Genomic DNA, 15,536 nt, shown 5'->3' on the forward strand with positions numbered 1-15,536 from the left:
GAGGGACTACCGGCGTTCGTGGACCCGCACGACCCGCAGCACGGGCGAGCGCAGGATGTCCCGCTCGCAGAACCGGGACGTCACCCACCGCTCGGCCGAGTACAGCTCGGTCTGGTCGCTGTAGTGCGCCGAGCCCGGGTCGGAGGACTGGGAGTACGTGAGCAGGGTGCGCGCCACCGGACACCCGCTGCCGTCCCAGCCGACCGCCTGGATGTAGCTGGAACCGCCCGACACCTCCCGGTAGCCGCCGGCCGCCGCGTCCCACAACGGCTCCGTCTTGTTCCAGATGCCGAGCGACTCCGTACCGCCTCCGATCGGGATGCGCTTCCCGTTCCGCTCCACCGACTGGTGCCGGCCCAGCGGGGCGTCCAGCGCGATCCCGGCCGCCCGCAGTTCGGCCACCGTGTCGGCGAGCGCCGTGGCGACGCCGGGCGCCGAGGTGTTCAGTGTGTTCGGCGTCCCGACCGGATCGGCGGGGGAGAAGGGCACCTTCCACAGCTCGGCCCCCGGAACCGTGGCCGTCGTCCGGCGCCAGAACCGGTCGAAGAGCAGCGCGCCCCGGCTGCCGGTGTCGACCTTCCGGTCCCAGTGCCGCAGCACGTCGCAGGCCGCCGACACATCGACCGCCACGCCGTCACTGCCGACCGCGCTGCCGCCCGGCAGCGCCGCACAGGCCGCAGCCAGGTCCCCGGCGACCAGATCACCGGCCGGTGCGCGGTTCGCGAACTGCTGACGCTGCAGATCGGCCACGGTCAGCCGGCCCTTCGCCGCCATCGCGGACATGTCCTCGACCGCGCCCCGGGTCCGCATCGAGCGCTGCGTGCCGATCGTGCCGAACACCCGCTCGTAGCCGGTCAGCGGCGCGGCCGCGTTCGTCAGCCAGGCACTGTCGTTGGAGTTCTCCACGTACGGGGCGTCCTTCACGGTGGGCATCCGGCCCGGACCGAAGATGCCCGGCTGCACCGCGTCCCGGTCCGACCCCGGCGCGCAGTCGCTCCGCGAACCGTCCAGCACCGCCAGCCCGGCCGAGGGGTACGTCGCTCTGCCCAGCTCGGTGGAACAACGCTCCGCGAGCTCGTCCGTGATCCTCGGCAGCACCTGCGACTGCGAGAAGAACGAGTGCCCGGACGAGTCGGCGGCGATGGTGTTCACCCACGGCAGCCCCTGGGTACGGCGCAGCGTCGCCGCGATGTCCGAGGTGCTGCGCGCCCGGCTGAGGCCGAGACCGGCGTCCGCGAACCGCAGATTCACCGAGTTCGGGTCGTTGAGCGCGTACGCGGTCGTCGTCGTCCAGGGCAACGGCAGCCCGGCACCGAGCGAGGTGAACACCGGCCCGTAACGGGTCGACCACTGGGTGCGGGTCACGGCCCCGCCGCCCTTCACCGGGACCGAGACCGTACGCTTCGTCATCCGCTCGGGCCGGCCGTCCACCAGATACACCGTCGGATCGGCCGGATCGAGCGTGAGCTGATGGAGGTTGAGCGGCACCCCGGTGGCGACGGTGTGGCTCCACGCGATGTTCGGGTTGTGCCCGATCGACATGGTCGGCGCACCGAGCAGCGAACCGCCCGCGACGTTCAGCTCGCCGGGAATCGTCTGCTGGGACTGCCAGAAGCGCCGGCCGCCCTGCCACGGGTAGTGCGGATTGCCCAGCAGCAGGCCGCGCCCGCCGGCCGTCGTGTCACCGCGGAACGCGACCGCGTTGGAGCCCATGTCCGCGTTCTGCGTCGACAGCAGCCGCCGGGCCGCGTCCGCCGCGTCGTCCGGCGACGGGACCTCGGGCACCTCTGCCGCCTTGGCGGGCGGCTGGGCGCCGGTGATGCCGTCGATGCCGCGCCCCTGACCGCTGAGCACCGAGAACGCGTAGACGCGCGCCACCACGTCCAGTGCTGTCACCGGCCGGACCCAGTCGGCGCCCCGGCAGGCCGGGTCCTTGATCCGGTTCTGCGCCAGCCACGCGTTGTAGCCGGCCGCCCAGCCGCGCTCCAGCTCCCTGACGTCACGGCTCTGACCCGCCGGAGCGGGTGTCCTCAACAGCTTCTCCAGGGTGCGGCTCTCGCGGACCCCGCGGAAGTAGAGATCGCTGGAGAGGTTCTTCGTCGCGGAGGACAGCGAACCGTCCGGAGCCGCGTCCGGACCGAAGTACCGGGACCGCTCACCGCGCAGGGTCACGAAGCCGTCGGCGAGGATGCACACCTGGTCGGCGGCCTGGGCCCAGCCGTTGCCGAAGCCCAGGCTCGCGTAGTCCTTCGCCAGGATGTGCGGGATGCCGTACTCGGTGTACCGGATCGTGGCGGACAGCCCACCGCCCGACGGACGGTGGGAGCGCGGGCCGTCGGCAGCGGCGGGCGGCAGCGACGCCGAAACGGTGAACAGCGCGAGGCCCGATATCGCGAGAAGTCTCAGACGGTTGCGGAGAGGCAACGGATCTCCCAACTGCACGGGTGTGAAAGGCGGTTGCCCGAGGGTTCGGACCGCCACGCGCCACTCAGCCAGCACCCGGGCGCCCCTGTCAACATCGGCATCGTCTTCCGGCCCCTTGACCCCCGGGTTCCGGCCGCACAGGATCACGCCATGACAGGTGTACGGAGCAGCACAGTCGACGGAGTCGTGGCCCGCAGTGCCCGGCGCACCCCCGACCGCACCGCCCTGCGGTACGCGGACAGGTCATGGACGTACGCGGAGCTCGACGCGGCCGTCAGCACCGCCGCCGCGGTCCTCGGCGACGAGCACGGACTGCGCCCGGGCGACCGGGTCGCCTGCTACGCGCACAACTCCGACGCGTATCTGATCGGCTACCTCGGCTGCGCCCGCGCGGGCCTGGTCCACGTACCGGTCAACCAGAACCTCACCGGCGACGACCTCACGTACATCCTCGAACAGTCCGGCAGCGCCCTCGTCCTCACCGACCCGGACCTCGCCGACCGGATTGGGCCCGCGTTCCCCGTACGCCCGCTGCGCGACGCACCGGACTCACTGCTGGCGGCGACCGCCACCCCCCGCCCCTTCGTCCCGGAGCGGGAGCCGGGCGCGGCGGACCTCGTCCAGCTGCTCTACACCTCGGGCACCACCGCCCTGCCCAAGGGCGCGATGATGACCCACGGCGCACTGGTGCACGAGTACGTCAGCGCGATCACGGCGCTCGACCTGCGGGCCACCGACCGGCCCGTCCACTCGCTGCCGCTCTACCACTCCGCGCAGATGCACGTCTTCCTGCTGCCCTACCTCGCGGTCGGGGCGCAGAACACCATCCTCGACGCGCCCGACGCCGACCGGATCTTCGACCTCGTCGAGAGCGGGCAGGCCGACAGCGTCTTCGCCCCGCCGACCGTCTGGATCGGCATCTCCCGGCACCCCGGCTTCACCACCCGGGAACTCGGCGGTCTGCGCAAGGCGTACTACGGCGCCTCGATCATGCCCGTACCCGTGCTGGAACGGCTCCGTGAGCGGCTGCCCGCGCTCGCCTTCTACAACTGCTTCGGACAGAGCGAGATCGGCCCGCTCGCCACCGTCCTCGGACCGGACGAGCACGAGGGCCGGATGGACTCCTGCGGCAGGCCCGTGCTCTTCGTCGAGGCCCGGGTCGTCGACGAGAACGGCAAGGAGGTCCCCGACGGCACGGCCGGCGAAGTGGTCTACCGCTCACCCCAGCTGTGCGAGGGCTACTGGGACAAGCCCGAGGACACCGCGGAGGCCTTCCGGGACGGCTGGTTCCACTCCGGCGACCTCGCGGTGCGCGACGCCGAGGGCTTTCTCACCGTCGTCGACCGGGTCAAGGACGTCATCAACTCCGGTGGCGTCCTGGTCGCCTCCCGGCAGGTCGAGGACGCCCTCTACACCCACCCCGCCGTCGCCGAGGCCGCAGTCGTCGGACTGCCCGACGAGCGCTGGATCGAGGCCGTCACAGCCGTCGTGGTGCTGCGCGGCGAGGTGACCGCGGCCGAACTCATCGACCACGCCCGTGCACGGCTCGCCCACTTCAAGGCCCCGAAGAAGGTCCTCTTCGTGGACGAACTCCCGCGCAACGCCAGCGGGAAGATCCTCAAGCGGGAGCTGCGCGACCGGTTCGCCTAGCTCGCCGGCCGCCTGCGTGACCGGTTCGCATGGTTTGCCGGCTGCCTGCGTGACCGGTTCGCGTGGTTTGCCGACTGCCTGCGTGACCGGTTCGCATGGTTTGCCGGCTGCCTGCGTGACCGGTTCACGTGGCTCGCCGGCCGCCTCCGCGTCCCGGGGCGGTCTGCGAAGGAGCGGCGGGCGTGGCCGGCCGGCCCGTCACTCCGGAGCCCCGGCCCCGTCCCCGCCGCGCTCGTCCACGATCCGCCGGAACTTGCCGACCGACCGCTCCAGCGTCTGCGGATCGACGATCTCGACCCCGACCGACACCCCGATCCCGTCCTTGACGGCCGCCGTGATCGACGCCGCGGCCGCCGCCCGCTGCTCCGAGGTGGCCTCCGCACGTGCCTCCGCCCGCACCGTCAGCGCGTCGAGACGGCCCTCGCGGGTCAGCCGCAACTGGAAGTGCGGGGCCACCCCCGGGGTGCGCAGCACGATCTCCTCGATCTGCGTCGGGAAGAGGTTCACACCGCGCAGGATGACCAGATCGTCGCTGCGCCCGGTCACCTTCTCCATCCGCCGGAACACCCGCGCCGTGCCCGACAGCAGCCGGGTCAGGTCCCGCGTCCGGTAGCGGATCACCGGCATGGCCTCCTTGGTCAGCGAGGTGAAGACCAGCTCGCCCTCCTCGCCCTCGGGCAGCACCTCACCGGTGAACGGGTCGACGACCTCCGGGTAGAAGTGGTCCTCCCAGATGTGCAGCCCGTCCTTCGTCTCGACGCACTCCTGCGCCACGCCCGGCCCCATCACCTCCGAGAGCCCGTAGATGTCGACCGCGTCGATCGCGAAGCGTTCCTCGATCTCGCGCCGCATCTCCTGCGTCCACGGTTCGGCGCCGAAGATCCCGACCTTCAGGGCGGTCGACCGCGGATCGACCCCCTGCCGTTCGAACTCGTCCAGGAGGGTCAGCATGTACGACGGGGTCACCATGATGATCTCGGGGCGGAAGTCCTGGATCAGCCGGACCTGGCGGGCGGTCATGCCCCCCGAGGCGGGGATGACCGTGCAGCCGAGCCGTTCCGCCCCGTAGTGCGCGCCCAGTCCGCCGGTGAACAGCCCGTACCCGTAGGCGACATGGACCTTCTGGCCGGGGCGCCCGCCGGCGGCCCGGATGGAGCGGGCCACCATGTCGGCCCAGGTGTCCAGGTCCCGCCGGGTGTAGCCGACGACGGTCGGGCGGCCCGTCGTCCCGCTGGACGCGTGGATCCGGCTCACCTGTTCCTCGGGGACGGCGAACATGCCGAAGGGGTAGTTGTCCCGCAGGTCGGCCTTGGTCGTGAAGGGGAAGCGGGCGAGATCGGCGAGCGTGCGGCAGTCGTCCGGACGCAGCCCGGCCCGGTCGAACGCCGCCCGGTAGTGGCCGACGTTCTCGTACGCGTGGTGCAGGGTGGCCCGCAGCCGCTCCAGCTGGAGTGCCTCCAGCTCGTCCCGGCCCAGCCGTTCCGCCTCGTCCAGCAGGGGCGTCATCCGGGTCTCCCTCTCCCGAGCAGGCGACCGATCATTCGGTCGATCTTTCGGTAGCAGTAATTCAGTATGTTCCGTCCGATGGCAAGAGGGGCGACGAAGCCGATCCACATCGCGGCTTCGCTCGTACCGAACACGGCTGCGCCGCCGCTCGGGCGCTGTTTGGATGACGGGCATGCCGATCTTCCACGCACACGACGGGACCGAACTCTCCTACCGCCTTCTGGGGAAGGGCGCACCGCTGATCTGTCTGCCCGGCGGACCGATGAGGGCCGGTGCGTACCTGGGGGACCTCGGCGGACTCTGTGCCCACCGGCAGCTCGTGGTGCTCGATCTGCGCGGCAGCGGAGACTCCGCGACACCCGAGGACCCGACGAGCTACCGTTGCGACCGGCTGACCGACGACATCGAGGCGCTGCGGGAACACCTCGGCGAGGAGCGCATCGACCTGCTCGCCCACTCCGCGTCCGGGAACCTGGCCTCGCTGTACGCGGCCCGGCACCCGCAGCGGCTGCGCACCCTCACACTCGTCACCCCCGGCACCCGGGCCGTGGGCATCGAGGTCACCGACGAAGACTGGCGCGAAGCGAGCGAACTCCGCAGCGGTGAACCGTGGTTCGCGGACGCACGCGCCGCCCTGGACGGCTTTCTCGCGGGCCGCTCCCCGGACCGGGCCGCTGTCGCGCCGTTCGCCTACGGCCGCTGGGACGAGACCGCCCGGGCCCACGCCGCGGCGGGCCCCGGACAGACCAACTCCGCTGCCGCATCCGTGTTCTACCAGGACGGCGTCTTCGACCCGGCCGCCACGAACGCCGCCCTGGCGGCGGTCACCGCACCGGTCCTCGTCCTCGCCGGGGAGTACGACGCGGGACCGACTCCGGACCGGGCCGCCGAACTGGTCGCGCTCTTCCCGAACGCCGAATTCGCCGTGCAGCGCGGCGCCGCGCACTTCCCCTGGCTGGACGGCCCGGGCGCCTTCGTCCGTACCGTGGCGGCCTTCCTCGACCCGGAAGTGCACAGTGTGCAGGCAGGCGGCACCAGGCTCGCCCACCGGCTGTGGGGGGATCCGTCGGCGCCGCCCGTCGTGCTCGCCCACGGCCGCTGCGGCGACAGCCGCACCTGGATCCCGATCGCCGAACGCCTCGCGGCCGAACACCGCGTGTACGCCTTCGACTTCCGCGGCCACGGACTCAGCGACTGGCCCGGCCGCTATTCCTTCGAGCTGTTCCGGGACGATCTGCACGCCTTCCTGGAGGCTCGCAACCTGGCCGGAGCCACTGTGATCGGGCATTCCATGGGCGCCGCTGCCGCCTGTCTGCTCGCCGAACGGGAACCCGGGCTGATCGGCAGACTCGTCCTGGAGGAGATGCCGCCGCCGTTCCCGCTCGATCCGCCGCGCGCCCGCGCCGAACGGCCGGACGGGGAACTCGACTTCGACTGGCCGGTGGTGCCGTCGACCGACGCCCAGCTGAACGCACCGGATCCCGACTGGTCGGAACGGCTCGGCGAGATCACCGCTCCGACCCTCGTCATCGGCGGCGGCCCCACCAGCCAGATCGCCCAGGAAGAGCTGATCTGGCTGGCGAGGCGCATACCGGACGGCCGGTTCGTCACCATCGACGCCGGGCACCTCGTGCATACCGACCGGCCGGAAGAATTCCTCGCGGAACTCAGGGCGTTCGGCCTGTCCTGAGTGTGCCGCGGGCGCCGGCGCGGTCAGGAACGGTGCAGCAGGGCGGCCAGGACCTCGTGGAGGGTGCTCTCGGCATCCGCCGCGGGGCCCGTCGACCGCCAGGCCACGAAACCGTCGGGGCGCACCAGCACCGCACCCTGGGCCGTCGTCCCGTGGAGCTCGGCCCAGTCCGCGCCGTTCTCCGGCTCCAGATCGGCGCCCGGGCCGATTCCGTACGCCTGGAGCCTCACCCGGAGCCGGTCGGCGACCCGTGCCGCCGCCCGCCGCCACGCCACGTCCGCACCGTCGGTGAGCAACACCAGTGTCTGCTCGTACAGATCCAGTGTGGACTTGCGCTCACCGTCCTGATGGACCCACAGATGCGGCGCGCGACTTCCCGGTTCACCGTTCAACCGCACTCCCTGCGGCACCACCGGCTGCTCGGGATCGGTGCCCAGCACCGCGCCGCGGACATAGCGGTAGCACAACGCCACACTGAGCATGCCACCCTGCTTCCCGCCGCCCACGCCCGGGGCCGCCGAGTACCCCGGGTGGCTGTGCTCGCCGGAGCGCGCCGAAGCCCGTGCGCTCGTCGCCCGGGCCACCGGCAGCCGTTCCGCCTCGTAGGTGTCCAGCAGGCCGGGGCCGGCCTCGCCCTTGAGCACGGCGGCGAGCTTCCACGCCAGGTTGTGCGCGTCCTGGATGCCGGTGTTGGACCCGAACGCCCCGGTCGGGGACATCTCGTGAGCCGAGTCGCCGGCGAGGAAGACCCGGCCCGATGAGTACCGCTCGGCCACCCGCTCGGCGGCGTGCCACGGCGCCTTGCCGGTGATCTCGACGTCGATGTCCGCGGCGCCGACCGCGGTACGGATGTGCTCGGCACACCGCTCGTCGGTGAAGTCCTCAAGGGTTTCCCCGAGTTGGGGCTTCCACGGTGCGTGGAAGACCCACTCCTTCTTGTTGTCGACCGGCAACAGGGCACCGTCCGCTGCGGGGTTGGTGAGATAGCAGACGATGAACCGCCGGTCGCCCAGCACATCGGCGAGCTGCCGGGAGCGGAAGGTGATGCTGACGTTGTGGAACAGGTCTCCGGGGCCCGTACGGTCGATGCGCAGCTGGTCGCGGATGGGGCTGCGCGGCCCGTCCGCCGCGATCAGGTAGTCCGCGCGCACGCTGATGTGCTCGCCGGTCTCCCGGTTCTTCAGCGCCGCGTCCACCCCTGCCGGGTCCTGGTCGAAGCTCTGCATCTCGGTGGAGAACCGCAGGTCACCGCCCTGCTCCCGGGCCTGCTTCAGCAGCACCGGCTCCAGGTCGTTCTGGCTGCACAGACACCAGCCGGTCGGGCTGAACCGGGCGATCCCGCCCCCCGGGTCGATCTCCTTGAACAGCCACTCCTGGTCGTCCCCGGTGAGCGAACCGGCTTGCAGGATGCCGTGGTTGTCGGCGAGGACCGACGCCGCCTGCCGGATGCCCGCCTCGGCGCCCGCCGTACGGAACACCTCCATCGTGCGGACGTTGTTGCCCCGGCCGCGCGGGTGTGTCGAGGTGGCCCGGTGTTTCTCGACCAGCAGGTGCTCGATGCCGAGCCGACCGAGGAACAGCGAGGCGGACAGACCCACCAGGGAGCCGCCCACGATGAGGACCGGTACGCGAATGTCGACGTTCTCGTTCATCAGTTGCTCCAGCTCGGACGCCGTTCGGATGCATTGTTCAATGCCCTGGTGAGAGGGGTTCGGACGCCTGCTCACCTGAACGGTTCATAAATCTCGCGCCACCCGGACCAGCGTTTCACGATCGGTCACGGAGACGACGCCCGCGGTCATGGGGGCGGACCAATCACATCCGCCGGGAGAGTCCCCGCTCCGAATCCACTCGCCAACCGACGGTTGACGGCCTGCCACCCGGCTCGACCACGAAACCGTCTCGAAGGAGATCGAAAGATGACCACCACCCTCTCGGAACGGATCTCCCAGTCCGCCTTCGACGGTTCCCGGCTGCGTGTTGTGCTGCTGCTGGACCTCTACGACGGGGCCCAGAAGGAGTTCCTGGAGGCGTACGAGCACCTGCGCAATCAGGTGGCATCCGTCCCCGGGCACATCAGCGACCAGCTGTGCCAGTCCATCGAGAACCCCTCCCAGTGGCTGATCACCAGCGAGTGGGACAGCGCGCCCCCGTTCCTCGCCTGGGTGAACAGCGAGGAGCACGTGGCGACCGTCCAGCCGCTGCACAACTGCGTGCGCGACACCCGGTCGCTGCGCTTCAGTGTGCTGCGGGAGACCGGGAGGGCCTTCGAGATGGCGCCCGAGCCGGCCAAGGGCCGCCTCCAGGCGTCCCCGCGCCTGGGCGACGGAGTGGTGCGCCACGCGCTCACCTTCACCGTCAAGCCCGGCACCGAGGACATCGTGGCGAAGATCCTCGCCGACTACGACTCCCCCAACGCACGGGTCGACGAGGACACCCGACTGCGCCGCACCTCGCTCTTCATGCACGGAAACCGCGTCGTGCGGGCCGTCGAGGTCGAGGGCGACCTGCTCGCCGCACTGCGTCACGTCGCCCGGCAGCCCGAGGTCAGGGCCGTCGAGGAGGCGATCAACCCGTACCTGGAGCAGGACCGGGACCTCAGCGACCCGGACTCCGCCCGGATGTTCTTCACCCGGGCGGCGCTCCCCACCGTCCATCACGTCACCGCCGGCCGGCACAAGGCCGAGGACGTCCGCCGGCACGCGCTCTTCTACCAGGCCAGAGAAGGCTGCGGCATGGCACTCGCCCGGCTTCTGGCCGAGCACGACGAGGAGGCGGCCGACGACCCGGCGAGCATCATCGACAGCAGCACCATCTTCCAGCGTGACGACGTCGTCGTCCGCCTGCTCGAAGCGGTCGAACCCATCGACGCGCAGCCCGCCCAGGCAGTGGGCATCGACGGCGTCGGCAAGGTGGCCAGGCTCGGGCGTCTCCTCGACGGCGGCGACAACGCCGTGCCCACGGGCGAGCAGGGCATCTCGCGCTTCCTTGAGCAGTCCGAGATGACCCTGATCACAGATCGGCGGGCCTTGGAGTCCTGAACCGCGCATCCGCACCCTGGGGGGTTCTCGCTCAACCCGTCATTACAACGCGCAATGCGCCAGGAGGAAAGCAGTCATGACCATGCACCGGCCACGCATCGTGGACCTCAGTGAGACGCAGCCCAACCGCAGGCGTGGAGGAGACCTTCGTGCCCTGCTCACCCCGACGGCGGTGGGAGCCACCAGTGGCTTCATGGGGCTGGCGATCGTTCAGCCCGGCGACCGCATCGGCGAGCACTACCACCCGTACTCCGAGGAGTTCGTGTACGTCGTGAACGGGCTGCTGGAAGTGGATCTGGACGGTGAACCGCACCGGATGCGGCCCGACCAGGGCCTGCTGATCCCTCCCCATGTACGTCACCGATTCCGCAACGTGGGCGATGTCGAGGCCCGCATGGTCTTCCACCTCGGCCCGCTCGCCCCGCGCCCGGAGCTCGGCCACGTCGACACCGAGGACACCGAATCCGCCGACCGCGTCGCACCTCCGGAACGAACGGAGGCCGCCTCATGACGCGCCGCGTGGCGGTCACCGGCGTCGGCGTCGTCGCCCCGGGCGGCATCGGCGCACCGGCCTTCTGGGACCTCCTCGCGAACGGACGCACCGCGACCCGGGGCATCACGCTCTTCGACCCGGCCGGCTTCCGCTCCCGGATCGCCGCCGAGTGCGATTTCGACCCGGCGGCGCACGGGCTGGACACCGACACCGTCGAGCGGTCGGACCGCTACATCCAGTTCGCGATGGTGGCGGCCAGGGAGGCCCTCGGTGACGCGGGCCTGGACCCGGAGAAGGTGGACCCCTGGCGCATGGGGGTGTCGCTGGGCACCGCCGTCGGCGGCACCACCCGGCTGGAGCACGACTACGTCGCGGTCAGCGAGAGCGGTGCGCGCTGGGAGGTCGACCACCTGCCGGCCGGTCCGCACCTGGAGCGGGCCTTCTCACCCAGCTCGCTCGCCTCGGCGGTCGCCGAGCAGGTCGGTGCGCACGGCCCGGTGCAGACCGTCTCGACGGGCTGCACCTCCGGGCTGGACGCGATCGGGTACGCCTTCCAGTCCATCGAGGAGGGCCGCGTCGACGTGTGCATCGCCGGGGCGTCCGACTCGCCGATCACGCCGATCACCGTGGCGTGCTTCGACGCGATCAAGGCCACCTCGGCGAACAACGACGACGCGGCGCACGCCTCCCGGCCGTTCGACGCGCGCCGCGACGGCTTCGTGATGGGCGAGGGCGGGGCGGTCCTTGTCCTGGAGGAGCTGGAACACGCCCGGGCCCGCGGTGCCACCGTGTACTGCGAGATCGCGGGCTACGCCACCTTCGGCAACGCCTACCACATGACCGGGCTGACCGCGGAGGGCCTGGAGATGGCCGAGGCGATCAACCGGGCACTGGGTCACGCCCGCATGGACGGCTCGCAGATCGACTACGTCAACGCGCACGGCTCGGGCACCAAGCAGAACGACCGGCACGAGACGGCCGCCGTGAAGCGGGCACTGGGCGCCCATGCCTTCGACATCCCGATGAGCTCGATCAAATCCATGGTCGGCCACTCGCTGGGGGCGATCGGCGCGATAGAAATCGCGGCCTGCGTGCTCGCCCTGGAGCACCAGACCGTGCCGCCGACAGCCAACTACGAGAGCCCCGACCCCGAGTGCGACCTCGACTACGTGCCCCGCACCGCACGCCCGATGAAGCTGCGCAGCGTCCTCTCGGTGGGCAGCGGCTTCGGCGGCTTCCAGTCCGCGGTGGCCCTGACCCGACCAGGTGGGAGGACACCATGAGAACCCGCAAAGCCCGGCGTACCGTCGTCACCGGCATCGGTGTGGTCGCCCCCAACGGCAACAACACCGAGGCCTTCTGGAAGCGGACGCACGAGGGAATGAGCGTCCTGGACCGGGTCACCCGCGAGGGCTGCGGGCACCTGCCCCTGCGGGTCGCGGGCGAGGTGCGGGGGTTCGAGGCGACCGAGCTGATCGAGGAGCGCTTCCTCGTCCAGACCGACAAGTTCACCCACTTCGCGATGGCCGCGGCGGACATCGCACTGGACGACGCCCGGCTCGGCCGCGCCGACTACGAGAACACACCCTTCGACGTCGGCGTGGTCACCGCTGCCGGGTCCGGCGGCGGCGAATTCGGCCAGCGGGAACTCCAGCGGCTGTGGGGACAGGGCTCCAGCTACGTGGGCCCCTACCAGTCCATCGCCTGGTTCTACGCGGCCAGCACCGGCCAGATCTCGATCCGCGGCGGCTTCAAGGGGCCGTGCGCGGTCGTGGCCAGCGACGAGGCCGGCGGTCTGGACGCACTGGCGCACGCCGCCCGCTCGATCCGCGGCGGCGCCGAGGCGGTGGTGGTCGGCGCGGCGGAGGCCCCGCTGGCGCCCTACTCGGTCGTGTGCCAGCTCGGGTACGAGGACCTGAGCACCGTCGAGGACCCCACCCGCGCCTACCGGCCGTTCACCTCGGACGCCTGCGGCTTCGTGCCGGCCGAGGGCGGCGCCATGCTGGTGGTCGAGGAGGAGCAGTCGGCGCGTCGGCGCGGCGCCAAGGTGCGGGCCGAAATCGCCGGTCACGCAGCGACGTTCACCGGGGCGTCCCGGTGGGAGGAGTCCCGGGAGGGCCTCGCCCAGGCGATCATCGGCGCGCTGCGGGAGGCCGACTGCGCGCCGGACGAGATCGACGTCGTCTTCGCGGACGCCCTCGGCGTACCCGCGGCCGACCGCGCCGAGGCGCTGGCGATCGCCGACGCACTCGGTGCACACGGCAAGCGGGTGCCGGTGACGGCGCCCAAGACCGGGACCGGCCGGGCCTACTGCGGTGCGCCGGTGCTGGACACGGCCGCCGCGGTGCTCTCCATGGAGAACGCGCTCATACCGCCCACACCGAACGTCTTCGAGGTGTGCCACGACCTCGATGTCGTCACCGGCTGCGCCCGCCCCGCCGAACTGCGGACGGCGCTGGTGCTCAGCCGCGGGCTCATGGGCTCGAACGCGGCGATCGTGCTGCGGTGCTCCACCGACCCCCGAACGTGAGAAGGAGATGTCCTCATGACCGACCGACTGACCTACACGGAACTCGCCGTCCTGATGAAGAAGGGCGCCGGAGTCACCGTCGACCCGCGCGACATGGAGCAGCGGCCCGGTTCCGCTTTCGACGAGTACGGCCTGGACTCGCTGGGCCTGCTCGGCATCGTCGGCGTGCTGGAGAACCGGCACGGCCGGGCGCTGCCGGCCGACGCCGACCGCTGCAAGACCCCCCAGGAATTTCTCGACCTCGTCAACAACAGCCTCATGACAGGAGCCTGACGTGCCCGGACACACCGAGAACGAGATCACCATCGCCGCCCCCCTGGACCTGGTCTGGGACGTGACGAACGATCTGGAGAACTGGCCGCGACTGTTCAGCGAGTACGCCGCGGTGGAGATCATCGAGCGGGACGGCGACAGCACCACCTTCCGTCTGACGATGCACCCCGACGAGAACGACAAGGTGTGGAGCTGGGTCTCCGAGCGGACCGTGGACCGTGCCGGGCGCACGGTCCGCGCCCGTCGTGTCGAGCCCGGTCCGTTCCAGCACATGAACATCCGCTGGGAGTACTCGGAGGTGCCCGGCGGCACCAGGATGCACTGGACCCAGGACTTCGCGATGCGTCCCGACGCCCCCGTCGACGACGCCTGGATGACCGACAACATCAACCGCAACTCCAAGGTCCAGATGGAGCTGATCCGGGACAAGATCGAGCAGCGCGACCGGGAGCGCCGCACCGCCCCGGCCGGGGCCCGCTGACCCGCCGTCCGCCCACGGCCCGGCACCCGGCCCCAGGGCCGGCTGCAGGGCCGGGAACCAGAAAGGCATCTCCCGATGCACCACGCTCTGATCGTCGCCCGGATGGCACCGGGTTCGGCGCCGGACATCGCCGAACTGTTCGCGGCCTCCGACAGCGGCGAACTGCCCCACCTCGTCGGTGTGACCAGGCGCAAGCTGTTCCAGTTCGGCGATGTGTATCTGCATCTGATCGAGTCGGAGCAGCCGCCGGGCCCCGAGATCGCGAAGGTGACGCAGCACCCCGAGTTCAAGGACATCAGCGACAAGCTCACCGCCTACGTCAGCGCGTACGACCCGCAGACCTGGCGGAGCCCCAAGGACGCCATGGCCCACGAGTTCTACCGGTGGGAGCGCGGCACCCCCGCCTGAGACGGACGATCGCCCCGGGGCCGGCCCTTCGGCCGGACCCGGGGCGATTCGCGTGCCCGGGGAGGGACGGTCAGTCGGGGACCACGCACTCGAAGGCGTGCAGGTAGGGGTTGACCGCGACGATGTCGCCGATCAGCAGCCCGGCGTCCGAGATCCGGGTGACCAGGCTCTCCCGGGTGTGCTTGGCGCCGCCGACGTTCAGGAGCAGCAGCAGGTCCATCGCGGTGGTGAACCGCATCGAGGGGGTGTCGTCGACGAGGTTCTCGATGACGACGACCCGGGCGCCCGGACGGGCCGCGGCGACGATGTTGCGCAGCGTCCGGCGGGTGCTCTCGTCGTCCCACTCCAGGATGTTCTTGATGATGTAGAGATCGGCCTGGACGGGGATGGCCTCGCGGCAGTCCCCGGCGACGATCCGGGTCCGGTCGACGAGCGCGCCCTCGTCCCGCAGCCGCGCGTCGGCCCGGGCCACCACGCCCGGCAGGTCCATCAGCGTGCCGTGCAGCGACGGGTGCTTCTCCAGCAGGCTCGCCAGCACGTGCCCCTGGCCGCCGCCGATGTCGGCGACCGTGGAGACCCCGGCGAGGTCGAGGAGTTCGGCGACGTCCAGCGCGGACTGCATGCTGGAGGTGGTCATCGCGCGGTTGAAGATCTGCGCGGACTCGTGGGCCTCCTGGTGGAGGTAGTCGAAGAACCCCTTGCCGTGCACGTCCGCGAAGACGCTCTTGCCGGTGCGTACGGCGTCGTCGAGGCGCGGCCAGACGTCCCAGGTCCAGGGCTCGGTGCACCACAGTGAGATGTCGCGCAGGCTGTGGGGGTCGTCCTTGCGTAGCAGGCGCGACATCTCCGTGTGGGCGAACTCCCCGTCCGGGGTCTCGGCGAAGATCCCGTAGCAGGCCAGGGCGCGCAGCAGCCGCCGCAGCGGCGCGGGCTCGGCCTTCACCAGCGCCGCGAGCTCCTGCGCGGTGGCAGGCGTCTCGCCCAGCGCGTCGGCGACGCCCAGACGGGCGGCGGCGCGCACGGCGGCGGGCCGGGCCGCG

At 71.2% G+C, this 15,536-nt stretch carries 13 protein-coding genes; 9 read left to right on the top strand and 4 right to left on the bottom strand.

Annotation, left to right across the window (positions count from 1 at the left end):
* Positions 1–6: 6 nt before the first annotated feature.
* A complete protein-coding gene (locus AADR41_RS05250) occupies positions 7–2,424 on the bottom strand; it encodes a penicillin acylase family protein (RefSeq protein ID WP_342280190.1) in 2,418 nt (805 codons plus the stop codon).
* A gap of 150 nt (positions 2,425–2,574) precedes the next feature.
* On the opposite strand from AADR41_RS05250, the gene AADR41_RS05255 reads away from it, so the two are divergent.
* A complete protein-coding gene (locus AADR41_RS05255; protein WP_342280191.1) occupies positions 2,575–4,074 on the top strand; it encodes an acyl-CoA synthetase in 1,500 nt (499 codons plus the stop codon).
* Between the two features lie 198 nt (positions 4,075–4,272).
* Here the strand turns inward: AADR41_RS05255 and paaK are convergent, their stop codons facing one another.
* The gene (gene paaK, locus AADR41_RS05260) at positions 4,273–5,580 is read right to left on the bottom strand and encodes a phenylacetate--CoA ligase PaaK (RefSeq protein WP_342280192.1); all 1,308 of its coding nucleotides are present in this window, start codon (positions 5,578–5,580) and stop codon (positions 4,273–4,275) included.
* Between the two features lie 172 nt (positions 5,581–5,752).
* Here paaK and AADR41_RS05265 point away from each other — a divergent pair, with 172 nt between their 5' ends.
* Positions 5,753–7,270 carry an alpha/beta fold hydrolase gene (locus AADR41_RS05265; protein WP_342280193.1) on the top strand — a complete coding sequence of 506 codons (1,518 nt, stop codon included), beginning with the start codon at positions 5,753–5,755 and terminating at the stop codon, positions 7,268–7,270.
* Between the two features lie 23 nt (positions 7,271–7,293).
* On the opposite strand, the gene AADR41_RS05270 is transcribed toward AADR41_RS05265, so the two are convergent.
* Positions 7,294–8,922, bottom strand: coding sequence for an FAD-dependent oxidoreductase (locus tag AADR41_RS05270; protein WP_342280194.1), 1,629 nt, complete (start codon positions 8,920–8,922; stop codon positions 7,294–7,296).
* A gap of 267 nt (positions 8,923–9,189) precedes the next feature.
* Between AADR41_RS05270 and AADR41_RS05275 the strand changes: the two genes are divergently transcribed.
* The 7 genes from AADR41_RS05275 to AADR41_RS05305 all read left to right on the top strand — a co-directional run bounded on the left by AADR41_RS05275 (position 9,190) and on the right by AADR41_RS05305 (position 14,496).
* The gene (locus AADR41_RS05275; RefSeq protein WP_342280195.1) at positions 9,190–10,311 is read left to right on the top strand and encodes a SchA/CurD-like domain-containing protein; all 1,122 of its coding nucleotides are present in this window, start codon (positions 9,190–9,192) and stop codon (positions 10,309–10,311) included.
* A gap of 76 nt (positions 10,312–10,387) precedes the next feature.
* Positions 10,388–10,822 carry a cupin domain-containing protein gene (locus AADR41_RS05280; protein ID WP_342280196.1) on the top strand — a complete coding sequence of 145 codons (435 nt, stop codon included), beginning with the start codon at positions 10,388–10,390 and terminating at the stop codon, positions 10,820–10,822.
* Entirely contained in the window at positions 10,819–12,087 is a 1,269-nt protein-coding gene (locus AADR41_RS05285; RefSeq protein WP_342280197.1) for a beta-ketoacyl-[acyl-carrier-protein] synthase family protein, read from the top strand. Before AADR41_RS05280 ends, AADR41_RS05285 begins: the two co-directional genes overlap by 4 nt.
* Complete coding sequence (locus AADR41_RS05290; protein WP_342280198.1) at positions 12,084–13,334, top strand: ketosynthase chain-length factor; 1,251 nt, start codon at positions 12,084–12,086, stop codon at positions 13,332–13,334. The genes AADR41_RS05285 and AADR41_RS05290 overlap by 4 nt, the downstream gene beginning before the upstream one ends.
* Positions 13,335–13,349: 15 nt before the next feature.
* A complete protein-coding gene (locus AADR41_RS05295; RefSeq protein ID WP_072484754.1) occupies positions 13,350–13,607 on the top strand; it encodes an acyl carrier protein in 258 nt (85 codons plus the stop codon).
* Between the two features lies 1 nt (position 13,608).
* Positions 13,609–14,088 (top strand): SRPBCC family protein, encoded by a 480-nt coding sequence (locus AADR41_RS05300; RefSeq protein ID WP_342280199.1) that lies wholly within the window; start codon positions 13,609–13,611, stop codon positions 14,086–14,088.
* 75 nt (positions 14,089–14,163) lie between these two features.
* Positions 14,164–14,496, top strand: a complete 333-nt coding sequence (locus AADR41_RS05305) for a TcmI family type II polyketide cyclase (RefSeq protein WP_259928070.1) — start codon at positions 14,164–14,166, stop codon at positions 14,494–14,496.
* A gap of 70 nt (positions 14,497–14,566) precedes the next feature.
* On the opposite strand, the gene AADR41_RS05310 is transcribed toward AADR41_RS05305, so the two are convergent.
* Positions 14,567–15,536: methyltransferase (locus AADR41_RS05310; protein WP_342280200.1), on the bottom strand; the 970-nt coding region annotated here is incomplete at its 5' end.

The sequence above is a fragment of the Streptomyces sp. CLV115 genome (genome assembly GCF_038448545.1).
In the GTDB taxonomy this organism is placed as follows: domain Bacteria; phylum Actinomycetota; class Actinomycetes; order Streptomycetales; family Streptomycetaceae; genus Streptomyces; species Streptomyces sanglieri.

Bases quoted from the DNA above. Each gene is read 5' to 3' on its own strand.
- AADR41_RS05255 (WP_342280191.1), top strand. From the start codon at position 2,575: ATGACAGGTGTACGGAGCAGCACAGTCGACGGAGTCGTGGCCCGCAGT.
- paaK (WP_342280192.1), bottom strand. From the start codon at position 5,580: ATGACGCCCCTGCTGGACGAGGCGGAACGGCTGGGCCGGGACGAGCTG.
- AADR41_RS05265 (WP_342280193.1), top strand. From the start codon at position 5,753: ATGCCGATCTTCCACGCACACGACGGGACCGAACTCTCCTACCGCCTT.
- AADR41_RS05270 (WP_342280194.1), bottom strand. From the start codon at position 8,922: ATGAACGAGAACGTCGACATTCGCGTACCGGTCCTCATCGTGGGCGGC.
- AADR41_RS05275 (WP_342280195.1), top strand. From the start codon at position 9,190: ATGACCACCACCCTCTCGGAACGGATCTCCCAGTCCGCCTTCGACGGT.
- AADR41_RS05280 (WP_342280196.1), top strand. From the start codon at position 10,388: ATGACCATGCACCGGCCACGCATCGTGGACCTCAGTGAGACGCAGCCC.
- AADR41_RS05285 (WP_342280197.1), top strand. From the start codon at position 10,819: ATGACGCGCCGCGTGGCGGTCACCGGCGTCGGCGTCGTCGCCCCGGGC.
- AADR41_RS05290 (WP_342280198.1), top strand. From the start codon at position 12,084: ATGAGAACCCGCAAAGCCCGGCGTACCGTCGTCACCGGCATCGGTGTG.
- AADR41_RS05295 (WP_072484754.1), top strand. From the start codon at position 13,350: ATGACCGACCGACTGACCTACACGGAACTCGCCGTCCTGATGAAGAAG.
- AADR41_RS05305 (WP_259928070.1), top strand. From the start codon at position 14,164: ATGCACCACGCTCTGATCGTCGCCCGGATGGCACCGGGTTCGGCGCCG.